The organism is Amycolatopsis sp. cmx-11-12 (genome assembly GCF_046269425.1).
Lineage (GTDB): Bacteria > Actinomycetota > Actinomycetes > Mycobacteriales > Pseudonocardiaceae > Amycolatopsis.
Genome location: NZ_JADNQM010000010.1, coordinates 208,078 through 218,678, shown reverse-complemented (window position 1 = coordinate 218,678; position 10,601 = coordinate 208,078). Strand labels below are relative to the sequence as shown.

The 10,601-nt window shown below is 67.0% G+C and carries 9 protein-coding genes; 7 read left to right on the top strand and 2 right to left on the bottom strand.

The window, feature by feature from the left end; translation table 11 throughout:
- Positions 1 to 308: 308 nt before the first annotated feature.
- Together ACLARN_RS16740 and ACLARN_RS16735 are read right to left on the bottom strand one after the other, a co-directional pair.
- Complete coding sequence (locus ACLARN_RS16740; protein ID WP_409492324.1) at positions 309 to 668, bottom strand: MmcQ/YjbR family DNA-binding protein; 360 nt, start codon at positions 666 to 668, stop codon at positions 309 to 311.
- Positions 652 to 1,335 (bottom strand): hypothetical protein, encoded by a 684-nt coding sequence (locus ACLARN_RS16735; protein ID WP_409492323.1) that lies wholly within the window; start codon positions 1,333 to 1,335, stop codon positions 652 to 654. The genes ACLARN_RS16740 and ACLARN_RS16735 overlap by 17 nt, the downstream gene beginning before the upstream one ends.
- A gap of 188 nt (positions 1,336 to 1,523) precedes the next feature.
- Between ACLARN_RS16735 and ACLARN_RS16730 the strand changes: the two genes are divergently transcribed.
- The 7 genes from ACLARN_RS16730 to ACLARN_RS16700 all read left to right on the top strand — a co-directional run bounded on the left by ACLARN_RS16730 (position 1,524) and on the right by ACLARN_RS16700 (position 10,454).
- Positions 1,524 to 2,990 carry an NB-ARC domain-containing protein gene (locus ACLARN_RS16730; RefSeq protein ID WP_409492322.1) on the top strand — a complete coding sequence of 489 codons (1,467 nt, stop codon included), beginning with the start codon at positions 1,524 to 1,526 and terminating at the stop codon, positions 2,988 to 2,990.
- 87 nt (positions 2,991 to 3,077) lie between these two features.
- Positions 3,078 to 4,646: a carbamoyltransferase C-terminal domain-containing protein gene (locus ACLARN_RS16725; RefSeq protein ID WP_409492321.1), complete on the top strand. Its 1,569-nt coding sequence runs from the start codon at positions 3,078 to 3,080 to the stop codon at positions 4,644 to 4,646.
- 101 nt (positions 4,647 to 4,747) lie between these two features.
- Positions 4,748 to 5,905: an NAD(P)/FAD-dependent oxidoreductase gene (locus tag ACLARN_RS16720; protein ID WP_409492320.1), complete on the top strand. Its 1,158-nt coding sequence runs from the start codon at positions 4,748 to 4,750 to the stop codon at positions 5,903 to 5,905.
- A complete protein-coding gene (locus ACLARN_RS16715; RefSeq protein WP_409492319.1) occupies positions 5,902 to 7,161 on the top strand; it encodes an ATP-grasp domain-containing protein in 1,260 nt (419 codons plus the stop codon). Before ACLARN_RS16720 ends, ACLARN_RS16715 begins: the two co-directional genes overlap by 4 nt.
- Positions 7,162 to 7,180: 19 nt before the next feature.
- Positions 7,181 to 7,993, top strand: a complete 813-nt coding sequence (gene ddaH / locus ACLARN_RS16710) for a dimethylargininase (protein ID WP_409492318.1) — start codon at positions 7,181 to 7,183, stop codon at positions 7,991 to 7,993.
- Between the two features lie 47 nt (positions 7,994 to 8,040).
- Positions 8,041 to 9,447, top strand: coding sequence for a cation:proton antiporter (locus ACLARN_RS16705; RefSeq protein ID WP_409492317.1), 1,407 nt, complete (start codon positions 8,041 to 8,043; stop codon positions 9,445 to 9,447).
- On the top strand, positions 9,444 to 10,454 hold the full coding sequence (locus tag ACLARN_RS16700) for a TauD/TfdA family dioxygenase (RefSeq protein ID WP_409492316.1): 1,011 nt from the start codon (positions 9,444 to 9,446) through the stop codon (positions 10,452 to 10,454). Before ACLARN_RS16705 ends, ACLARN_RS16700 begins: the two co-directional genes overlap by 4 nt.
- Positions 10,455 to 10,601: the final 147 nt, after the last annotated feature.

Genomic DNA, 10,601 nt, shown 5'->3' with positions numbered 1-10,601 from the left:
GAAGGCCCCCTTCCTTGCGCCTAGCGCAAGGAAGGGGGCCTTCATGTACTTGGGTGGGGGTGACCACGCTCTCGCTCGGGTGACCTCAGTTTCCACCGTGAGAGCGCGTGAAGGTCCCTTCGCGCCCGCTGCGACGTCTCCCGCACGTCGTGATGGCCTCCTTCCCTACTCTCAAGGTAGGGAAGGAGGCCTTCACGGACTTCCGTACCACCTTCCCTCAGACCGTGGCGTATTGCCCAGAAAGGGCGTTCGGTCGCCTGAAAGGGAATTCACGCGACCGAAAAGGGTAGCCGACGGGGCTGAACAGCCTACTTCGAAAGACGGGGGTTCTTTTCGAGGTATTCCGCCCAGACCTTCTTCGGCACGCACATTCGCCACGAGTCGACGATCAGCTCTCGTAACTCTTCGTAATCGATCGCGGACAGTCGGACGCGAACCCACTGATAGCGCATATCGGACGGAATCGGCATCATGAACTTGTCCGGCTCGCCTGCCACGAGCGCTTCCCGCTCCTCTTTGGGATAGCCGAATCCCAGCACGGTTTCGTCAGGCGAGAGCGAAAGGAACACGATTCGTCCCACGCGGAACTTCGCCCGGTCCCGCACCAGCGCTTCATAGGCGCGGGGCAGCTCCGAAGCGATCCGTCTGACGTCATCCCCAGTTACCATTTTTCCACCATTCTCTGCTGTCCGTTCCCCAGTCACCCGCGTCGCCCATGGTGAAGACGACGTAAAGATATTCGTCGAGGATTTTGGCCAGCGACACGGGCCTGCCCACAAGGGCGGGGATCTCGTCCCCTGCCTCCGCGATCACCGCCGCGGCCCAGGTGCGGCCGAGTCGCAGGTGCCTGCCGAACGCGGCGCCGTCGCGGTCGCCGTGGAGGGCGGCCGCGATGGCGGCGTCCCACGGAATGATCGTGTTGGGCCGCAACGCATACAGTGCCTTCGCCGCGGCGGTCGGCCCCAGTGTGCGCCTCGTCCGTCCGGCTGAGACGACGACGCCCGAGAGGTCCGCGTACGCCTTCGCGGCCGTGTCGATGCCCGCATCCGTTAGGTGGACGAGGTCCACGAACGGCAGAGCGGCGCCCCAGGTCTCCCACCAGTTCTGGACCCCGTCGTCGAAGAGGGCTGGTTCGCCTTCCCGCGGATACCGGATACGGCATCCCCAGGAGTTCAGCCAGCGCAGAAGAATTGTGCGGTGTGCGGCCTGTGACAGGTCGATCGCGGAACGCGTTTCCTTGCTGAGTCGAAGCCATGAGGTGTCGGCATTCGCGAAGCCGTTGAACACTTCGGCCGCGCGCCGGAGTTCGGCGAGCGGAGGGAGAGATCCAGACATGTGGGAACCCTATCCGGTGCCACCAAGGGGGTGAATTTCCGTGTCCATCTATTGGACTTTGTACATTGAGTCACCTATTTGTATCTGCTGCAAGCTTCATTGGTCCTTTAGTGTTGTGACCAGGAAGGCCGCGAGGATGTCGGTCACGCAGCGCGACCGCGTTGCCTCATCCAGGGGAGGAAGAAGGCATGGGCAGACCAGAGCGACCGTTGGACGGCTCCGCTGGTCCGATCGCCGCATTCGCTCATGATCTGCGGGTGTTACGGAACCGGGCGGGAAACCCGAGCTACCGGGAACTCGCCAGGACGGCGCTGTTCGCGCCTTCCGTGCTGTCCAGCGCGGCCAGCGGCCACCGGCTGCCCACTCTCGCTGTGACGCTGGCGTTCGTTTCCGCGTGCGGTGGGGACCGCGCGGCGTGGGAGCGGCGTTGGCGGAGTCTCGCCGGGCAAACGGGCGGTGGGGTCGAGGCGCGCGAGGAACGCGCGCCCGCCCCGCCGCCCGCCGAGATACCGATGGACGGCGCGCCCGTGCTGGCATCCGGGGTCATTCATCTCGCCCGTCCGGCCCAGCTGCCCATGGGATCGAGGACTTTCGTCGGCAGGGAGCGGGATCTCGCCGACGCCGCCGAGATGATCGGGGCGACCGGTCCGGTCAAAGTCCCGCTGCTCGTCAGTGGTCCGATCGGGGTAGGTAAAACCGTCTTCGCGTTGCGGCTCGCCGAAGAGGTCGCCGCCGACTTCCCGGACGGGCAGCTTTACGCCGACCTGAGCAACAGCGGCACCGGCGGCCGCTCGGCCAACGGGATCGTGCGCGGCTTCCTGCGCGCGCTGGGCGTGCCGGCGCATCTCGTGCCCGACGACCCGATGCAGCGCATCGGCCTGTACCGGTCCCTGCTGGCGGAACGCCGGTTGTTCGTTCTCCTCGCGGGGGTCAGCGACGAGGGGCAGGTGCGGCCGCTGCTCGGCCAGGCCCCGCACAGTCAGGTCGTGGTGACCAGCCGCGCCCGGCTGCTCGGGCTGGAGGACACGAACCGTGTCGAGCTGGATACGTTCACGCGCAAGGAATCGCTGGCGTTGATCGGCCGGATCGCCGGTCCGAGCAGGGTCCGGGCGGAGCACGACGCCACGGACGCGATCGCCGATCTGTGCGGTGACCTTCCGCTGGCGATCAACATCGTCGGCCGCAAGATCGCCGCACGCCCGGAATGGGCGATCGCGTACACGGCGGGTCAGCTCGCCGACCGCGAACGGCTCATGGACAGCCTCTGTGTGGGTGACGTCAATGTCCGGGACCGGTTCACCTCGGCGTACGAACACCTTTCTCCTGCCGGGCGCGAGGCCATCCACCACTTCGGACAGAGCGGGGCGGGCTGGACGACGTCGATCGGTGTCGCCGCGGCGATGGGCATCATGATCGAGACCGCCGACGAGCTCCTCGAATCCGTCGTTGACGCGGGACTTCTCCAGCGCGCCAACGTCGCCGGCCGCTACGCGGTCTCCCGTCTGGTGAGCGCGTTCGCCGCCGAACGGCAGCGGGAGCCGAACCCGCTCGCCGCCGCGGTCCCGATGGCGGGCCGGCGGGCGCGGAAGAACGCGTTCGAGGCGCTGCGCCACGAGACTGTACGCACTCTGCCGGGCAGCTCGTCCGAGGGTTGATTGTTCGAGTCGCGCGGTCCTTCCGGTCAACGGGCCGCGCGGCTTGAATGAGTCGACGAATGAAGGCGAGCGAAATTCGGTGACACCATGCTGATTCTGTCGATGAAAGAGGGCCACGATGGCGGGATCGTGGCCATCGAGGACGGCAAACTGCTGTTCGCGCTGGAGTCGGAAAAGGACAACTACCCGCGCTACGACCGGATCACCGGCGAGCTGATGGCGCGCGCGGCCGGCCTGCTCGGCAAACAACCCGACGTGGTCGCGCTCGGCGGCTGGGTCAAGGGGGAGTTCTCGGTGGAACCCCCGTCCCGCACCGGATACTTCGGTGTCGGAGAGGGCGCCGTCTCCGACGAGGCCGGCAAGTTCTTCGGCAAGGACGTGCGTTACTTCTCCTCGACCCACGAGCGCTCGCATATCTACAGCTCCCTCGGGATGGCGCCCGCCGCGCCCGGCCAGGCGTACTACTCCCTGGTGTGGGAAGGGAACATCGGGGACTTCTACCGGATCGACGAGCGCGGTGAGGCCACTCACCTGAAGCACGTGCTGGCCGACCCGGGTGCGAAGTACGCCTACCTGTTCGCGCTGGCGGACCCGGGATTCCCGCTCGGCAAGGGAAAGTTCCGGTTCAACGACGCAGGCAAGCAGATGGCGCTCACCGGATTCGCCGAACCCGGTCCGCTCACCCCCGACGAGCAGAAGACCATCGACTTCATCCTCGACCGCGACGGCATCATCCTCGGTCTGTCCAAAGAGGAGATGTCGTGGTCCCATCTGTACAACGCCGGTGTCTGGTCGCAGGAGTACCGCAACGCGGCGGCCAAACATTCGCAAGCGATCTTCGGCCGGTTCCACGACTACGCCGAAAAGAACCTGACCGAAGGGCTGCCGCTGCTGATCTCCGGCGGCTGCGGGCTGAACTGCGACTGGAACAGGTTGTGGCGTGAGAGCGGGCTGTTCTCCTCGGTGTTCGTGCCGCCGTGTCCCAACGACAGTGGTTCCGCGCTGGGCACGGCCATCGACGCACAGTGGTTCTACACCGGGCAGGCGACGATCGAGTGGGACGTCTACGCGGGCGAGAACTTCGTCGAGGACGTCATCCCGGATCCCGTGAAGTACGAGACGCGGCCACTCGTGGCGAGCGAGGTCGCGAAGTACATCAAGGACGGCAACATCATCGGCTGGGCGCGCGGCCGGTACGAAATGGGTCCGCGGGCGCTGGGCAACCGGTCCATCCTGGCCGCGCCGTTCACCGTGGACACCACCGTGCGGCTCAACAAGATCAAGCGGCGCGAGGACTACCGCCCGATCGCGCCGATCGCGCTGGAGTCCGATGCGCCGAAGTGGTTCGTCGGCTCGGTGCAGGACCCGTACATGCTGTACTTCAACCACGTCACCTCCGACGAGTTGAAGGCCATCACACATGTCGACGGCACCGCGCGCACCCAGACGGTGACGCGGGAACGCAACGCCGGCATCACCGACCTGCTCGAAGCGTTCCGCGAGCAGACCGGGTTCAGCGTGCTGTGCAACACCTCGCTGAACAACAACGGGCGCGGTTTCCTCAACCGCACCAGTGATCTCATCGAGTACGGGGAGACGTACGGCCTCGACGGCTACGTCATCAACGACACGTTCGTGACCCCGCGCGACTCCTGATTCCTTGCCCACCGGGGGCAAGACCCGGATGCCACGCGCCCAGTCGTGGCATCCGGGCACCCCGTGGTGCCCGAAAGAACATTCACCGGAGGGGGAAGGTCATGCGAGTCGTGCTCGCGGGCGGCGGTGTCATCGCGCTGCTGACCGCCGTGGAATGCGTGTCCGCCGGGCATGAGGTGGTCGTCGCCGACCAGGCCGACATCCCGTTCTCCGGCGCGACTTCGTTCGACCGTCACCGCGTGCTGCGCGCACTGCATCCCGGCGATCTCGCCACCACGACGGCCGCCGTCGGCGCGCATCACGCGTGGACCGAACTCGAGCGCCGGTTGTCCACGCCGTTCTACGAACAGGTCGGTGCGCTCACCGCGATCGCCGCGGACGAGGCGAGCGCCGCGCAGGACCTCCTGATCGCGGCCGGGTCCAAGGCCGAAGTGTTCGGCGCGGGCGAACTCGCCGTGGAGTTCCCGCACGCCGGGTTCGTCCCGGGCACGGGCGCGGTCTTCGAGTCGCACGCGGGAGTTCTGCTCGCCGACCGGGTACTGGCGGCCTGCGCCGGTTGGCTCCGCTGGCACGCCCACGCGGAACTCCATCCGCACCGCAAGGTGGTCGGGGTCGACACGGACCGGGCCGAGGTACGGCTGGCCGACGGCGAGATCCTCCGAGGTGACGCGGTCCTGCTGGCGGCGGGCCCGTGGTCCCGCGATCTGCTGGCGCCCGAACTGTCCAGGGAACTCGTGCTGCACCGGCAGACGATGCTCTACTGCGACGTCCCACCCGCCGACGCCGCCGCGTGGGCGGCGACACCGGCGATCACCTCGCTCGGTGCCCCGGGTGGCGCGTGGCTGGTACCGCCGGTCGCCGGGACGCCCTTGAAGCTCAGCGCGGCGAGCGCCTGCCGGGTCGTCGACGAGGTCGGCGGCGCCACCTCACCGTCGTGGTGGCGTGAGCACCTGATCGACACGTTCGCCGCGCTGATCCCTGGCTTCCGCCGGGACTGGCTGATCGACACCCGGGACTGCCACTACCTGGCCCGGCGCTCCACCCTCGGCCCGATGCTCGCCATCCTCGGCGACCGGGTCCTGTCCTACGCGGCCTGCGGTGGCTCGTCCTTCAAATTCGCGCCGCTGATCGCCCGGTCCCTCGCCGCACGCCTGACCGGCGCCGACCCGGCCCCGACCGGATTCGCCCCGCTCGACCGGCCGCTCGTGCGCGCGTCCGGTGTCCACCCAACCCGTCCTGCCCTCCGAGGTGTGTCGTGAAACTGCTCGCGCTGGAAGCCAGCCAGAACTCCTACTACTACCTGCCCCGCTACCAGCAGATCGAGGATTTCGGCGGGGTGCTGTACGTCCTCAACGGGATCGGGACCGAGGATCTCTGGCCGTCGGATCGCTACCGGATCGCCGGCAGCAACCACATCGACGACCTGGTCCGGCACGCGAAGGCCTGGCACGCGGAGGAGTCCTTCGACGGCGTGCTCACCTTTTCCGAGTCGGGTGTGGTCCTGGTCGCCGCAGTCGCCGAAGCGCTCGGCCTGCCCGGCATCGGTGTCGACGCGGCGCGGACGAGCCGGAACAAGCTGATCATGCGGCAGGCGCACGAAAAGGGCGGGGCCGCGCATCCGGACTACCGGTTCGTCGAGGATCTCGACGCTGCCTTGCGGGCGGCCGAGGACTTCGGCTATCCGGTGATCCTCAAGCCGACCCTCGGCGCGGCCAGCAACTTCGTCTTCCGGGTCGACGACGAAGAGAAGATGCGTGAACGCTACGAGCAGGCACGCGAAGGCATCGACCGGATGACCTGGTACAACATGGAAGCCGAGGGACTGGATCTCGGTCCGCACGGTTTGCTCGTCGAGTCCTTTCTGGACGGTCACGAACATCTCATCGAGGCGCTCGCCTGGGACGACGAGGTCTATCTCGGCTCCATTGTGGACAGGGTCACGTCGGAGGGTGAGACCTTCGATGACGACGTGCACCACGCTCCCACGTCGCTCACTCCCGAACAGGTCGCCGAGGTGCACGCTGTGGTGACCGCCGGGGTTCGGGCGCAGGGGCTCATCCGCGGCGCACTGCACGCCGAAGTCCGTTTCCACCAAGGTAAGCCGTTCCTGCTGGAGATCGCCGTCCGTCCCGGCGGTGGCGGACTCGACCATATGGCGCGGCTTTCGGCAGGGTACGACCCGATCAAAGGGCTCATGGACGTCTCTCGCGGCGTGCGGCCGGACGTCCACCACTTCAGCCCGACCGGTGTGCACACCGCCGCGATGTGCCTGATCTGCCCTGGTGGCGTGATCTCCTCGATCGACGTCCCGCCGGCGGTGAAGGACTCGGAATCCTTGTACTACCTCAAGATCTTCGCGAAGCCGGGCGACCTGATCAAGCGCCCTCCGCTGGGAAACAACATCTTCGGCGGCATCGGCGCGCTCGGCTCGTCCTTCGACGAAGCCATGCACAACGCGAACGACCTGGCCGGGAAGATCGAGGTCAAGCTGAGCGAAACCCAGAAAAAGCACTGAATTCCGCGTGGAGGACAGCGTGTCACGAACAGTCGCCCAACGGCACTACCTGATGGTCAGACCGACGTACTTCGACGTCGAGTACTCGATCAACCCTTGGATGGACCCGAAGAAGCCCACGTACACCGAACTGGCCGTCGCGCAGTGGGAGTGGCTGCACGATCTGTACGTCGATCTGGGTCATCGGGTCGAATTGCTCGACCCGGTGCCCGGTCTGCCCGACATGGTGTTCGCGGCCAACGGCGCCACCGTCGTCAACGGACAGGTCCTCGTCGCACGGTTCCACCACATGCAGCGCGCCGGTGAATCCGAGGCGTACCTGGAGTGGTTCCGTGCCAACGGGTATCGCTACGTGCGGCAGGCGCAGTGGGTCAACGAGGGGGAGGGCGACTACCTCGTCGCGGGGACGAAGATCCTCGCCGGCACCGGATTCCGTACGAATCCCGAGGCACACAACGAATCCCGTGAATTCTTCGGCTGCCCGGTGATCGGGCTGACCTTGATCGACCCGCGCTATTACCACCTCGACACCGCACTCGCCGTCCTCGACGACGACATGGTGATGTACTACCCGGAGGCGTTCTCCGAGGACAGCCGTCTGGTGCTGAAGGAGATGTACCCCGACGCGATCCTGGCCTCCGAACGCGACGCCGCTGTGTTCGGCCTCAACGCCGTCTCCGACGGCAAGCACGTCGTCCTCCCGCAGGCGGCCACCGGGCTGACCGCTCAACTGCGGGAGCACGGGTTCGAGCCGATCGGCGCCGACCTGTCCGAACTGCTGAAGGCGGGCGGCAGTGTCAAATGCTGCACGCTGGAATTGCGCGCGGGCTAGTGGTTGCCCCCGGAGGACTTCCGATGGTGACCACTAAGGAGAACTCGATGGAGTCAGCTGTACAGGGCCGGAGCGGGCGGTCGGCGCCGCGCCGGATCCTCGTCGGGACGGCGCTGATCGCGATACCGGCGGTGGTCGTCGTCGTGGTGCTCGGCCTGGGGTCCGCATACGAGCCGGTTTCGGGCACGGCGGCCAAGGCGGCGGACAGCGGACCCGACACCTACGCGCGCCTGCTGGTTGCGCTGCCGGTGATCCTCGGCGCCTGTTACCTGGCGGGAATGCTGGCCCGGCGGCTCGGCCAGCCCGCGGTGATCGGCGAGATCGTCGCGGGCATCCTGCTGGGACCGTCGCTGTTCGGGATCGTCTGGCCCGGCGCGTTCGGCTGGCTGTTCCCCGGCGGGGTGGTCTCGGCGATCAACATCCTGTCGCAGCTGGGGCTGATCTTCTTCATGTACCTGGTCGGTTCGGAGATCGACGTCGACGCGGTGCGGAGGCGGGGGTTCACCGCGGTGACGGTCAGCCAGGTCAGCATCGCGCTGCCGATGGTCTCCGGCATCGTGCTCGCGCTCGGCATGTACCCGATCTTCGGTGGTGACGTCGGCTTCCTCGCGTTCGGGTTGTTCATCGCGGTCTCCATGAGCGTGACGGCTTTCCCCGTGCTCGCGAGGATCCTGACCGACCGGGGGATCTCGAAGACCCCGCTGGGCGCGCTCGCGCTCACCTGTGCCGCCGTGGACGACGTCGCGGCGTGGTGCCTGCTGGCCGTGGTGGTCGCGGTCAGCCAGGGCGGTGCGCCGTCGGAGGTCTTCCTGACCGTCGGGCTCACCTTGGCGTTCGCCGTGGTGATGGTCTATGTCGTCCGACCGCTGCTGGCCAAGGTGCTCACCCGGGCGCCGGAGTCCGCCGTTCTCGCGATCCTGCTCGGCGGGATCATGCTGTCGGCGCTGGCCACGAACGAGATCGGCATCCATGCGCTCTTCGGCGCCTTCCTGTTCGGCGTGATCGCGCCGAGGAAGGAGCCGGTCCTCGCCCGCGCCGCCGGGAAGCTCGGCAGCGTGACCCTGACCTTGCTGCTGCCGCTCTTCTTCGCCTACACCGGTCTGCACACCGAGTTCAGCCTGCTCGGCTCCGGTTCGATGTGGCTCTGGACCGGTGTGGTCACGGCGGTGGCCGTGTTCGGGAAATGGTTCGGCAGTACCACGGCGGCCCGGCTGACCGGCGTCCGCTGGCGCGATTCGCTGTCACTCGGCGCGTTGATGAACTGCCGCGGGCTGACTGAACTGGTGGTGCTCAACGTCGGCCTCCAGCTGAAGGTGATCAGCCCGACGGTCTTCGCGATGCTCGTGATCATGACGCTGGTCTCGACGATCGCCACCGCACCCGCGCTCAGCCTGATCGAGAAGTTCGAGAAGAAGAAGTCCGAAAAGGACCAGAAGGTGGATAGGACATCATGACCAGCAAGGAAACCCTAGTCAGTACCTTCGCCGAGGTCGTGCTCGATGACGAGGTCCGCGAGACCATCGGAACCGGGTTGCGGTCCTTCGCGGACCCCGTCGACGACATCGACCGTTCGCTGGCGATGCTCCGGGTGGTCTTCTCTCGGCTGCCCATCGACCAGCTCCAGACGATCCTGGACTTCGGCAGGCACGTCGACACGCCGGGTGTGGCGCTCGTGCGCAACCTGCCGGTGGACCCGGAACTCCCGGAGACACCGATCGACGGGGAACCCAGCAAGGACAAGAAGACGTTCGTCGCCGAGACCGTCCTTTTGGGACTGAGTCAGTTGCTCGGCGAGCCCGTCGGGTTCACCACCGAGAAAAGCGGACGGCTCGTGCACGACGTCGTCCCGGTCTCGGCGGGGGCGCGGAGCCAGACCAACCAGAGTTCGCACGTCTTCCTGAACTTCCACAACGACATCGTGCACGACGAGGTCGGCCGGTACGACGTGTCCAATCCGGACTTCCTGGTGCTGAACTGCGTGCGGCAGGATGGGAACAAGGAAGCCGTCACCTACTACGCCGACGGCCGGGACATCTCGGCCGCCCTGCGCCCGGAGGTGCTCGACATCCTGCGCCGTCCGCTGTTCCGGCTCAACGCGCCCGGCAGTTACGTGCGGGACGTGGCCAAGGGCGCCGACGTGCTGTCCGATCTCGTGCCGGTCATCTCCGGCCCGTCGGACTCGCCGGAGGTTTCGGTCTCGGCCAACGGCGTGGTGGGGGAGACCGTCGAGGCGGAGCAGGCGCTGGAGGAACTTCAGCGGGTCTGCCGCGAGGTCGCGCACCAGGTCAAGCTGGAGCCGGGGACGGCGCTGCTGATCAACAACCGGAAGGGCCTGCACGCGCGGTCGCAGTTCTTCGCGCGGCACAACGGGCGTGACCGGTGGCTGCAACGCACCTACATCCGCCGCAGCCTGTGGACGATCCGGTACCGCGGGACGGCGGAGGACCGGCGGGTGCACTGAGACGCGCCCAAGCACGCGAGTCACGTGCCCAAGCACGCGACTTGATGCTCCCAATGCGGCATTGGGAGCAGTGGCCTTCACGGCCAGGCGAACGCGTGTACGTGGCGGACACGTGAGCCACGTTTGCCGACCTCTCAGGAAGGGGCC